The sequence below is a fragment of the uncultured Maribacter sp. genome, assembly GCF_947500405.1.
GTDB lineage: Bacteria > Bacteroidota > Bacteroidia > Flavobacteriales > Flavobacteriaceae > Maribacter_B.
Window position 1 is genome coordinate 1 of the sequence record NZ_CANMRY010000052.1, and the last position, 1,108, is coordinate 1,108.

Genomic DNA, 1,108 nt, shown 5'->3' on the forward strand with positions numbered 1-1,108 from the left:
TTCAATTCATAAAGTAAGCTAGATGCACCAAAAGCTAGTTTATTGCATGCAACGTTGTTGTATATGGTTTGTTGCGTATTTCAAGCAACTAATTTAGTAAATAATCACGGACAAAGAAAGTCCGCGAGGACTTTCGCAAGTAGGCAATAAGCTAGCAATAAATTATATACGGTGTTAGGCAACGTTTTTTATTCGATTATAAATTTCACTTTTACTTTTGTAGAGAACTTCATTTTCTCAAAATCAATCACGATATCTTCTTTAGCTCGACTTCCATAAATGCTTGAATATCCTCTTATTTGAACACCTGCAACTTTGCCCTGCAATTGACTTGTTATTGACGCAGTTTCTAGATCCGAAATGTAAATTGCTTTTCCGATTTTCTGATTTAGAGGTTGAACCATTTTTTCAGCATTTTGTTTGGCTTTTAAAATTGCTTTGGCTTTTAAATTTAACAACAATTGGTCAGATTCAGAATATTCCGTTTTTGTAATTGAAACATTTGAAATTTCTTCACGTTCCAATCCTGCCATTACCTTTCCAACAGTTTGTGCATCGTTAACAATTAAAGAATACATTTTGGTTTTAAGTATTTTTTGTCCACTTAAAAAGTATTTTTTGAAATCGCTACTATAATCCAAAAGCGACAGATTTTTCTCTAAATCAATTTTTAGTGAATTCAGAACTCTCAACATTGAAGCTTCCAATTCCTCCGTTGACTTCCGGTTCCGATTATCTTCTTCGTTTAACATTATAACTAAATGAATTTTGTCAGGTGTTACTAAAGTGTCAATTTCCGCAATTGTTTCCAAAAATGGTTGGTCAATAAAGTTCTTATTTTGAGCAAACGTTTGAATTGTTATAAATCCGATAAGGATGAGTAGGATGTTTTTCATTGGTTTAAATTTTATAGTTTGTTATTTTCCTCGAAACTATAATTTTATTGGTTTTTTGGAAAGTCAGAATGAGTGAACTGTCTATTTCAATTAGTTTGTTGATTTTCAGCAAGAACTTTTTTTTAAATGTTGCCTAACGTCTCGGCTATGATTTCGGACTGGGAAAGTATAGGCTAACCAGTCAGCCAGAGATAAATTTTTAAAATTAATAC

Annotated in this window: 1 protein-coding gene; it reads right to left on the reverse strand. The window is 31.8% G+C overall.

Features of this window, described 5'->3' with window-relative positions; translation table 11 throughout:
- Positions 1 to 188 precede the first annotated feature (188 nt).
- Entirely contained in the window at positions 189 to 896 is a 708-nt protein-coding gene (locus Q0945_RS15930) for an SIMPL domain-containing protein (protein WP_299436635.1), read from the reverse strand.
- Between the last annotated feature and the right edge of the window lie 212 nt (positions 897 to 1,108).

Excerpts from the sequence above, each read along its gene's own strand:
- Q0945_RS15930 (WP_299436635.1), bottom strand. The coding sequence starts at position 896 with ATGAAAAACATCCTACTCATCCTTATCGGATTTATAACAATTCAAACG.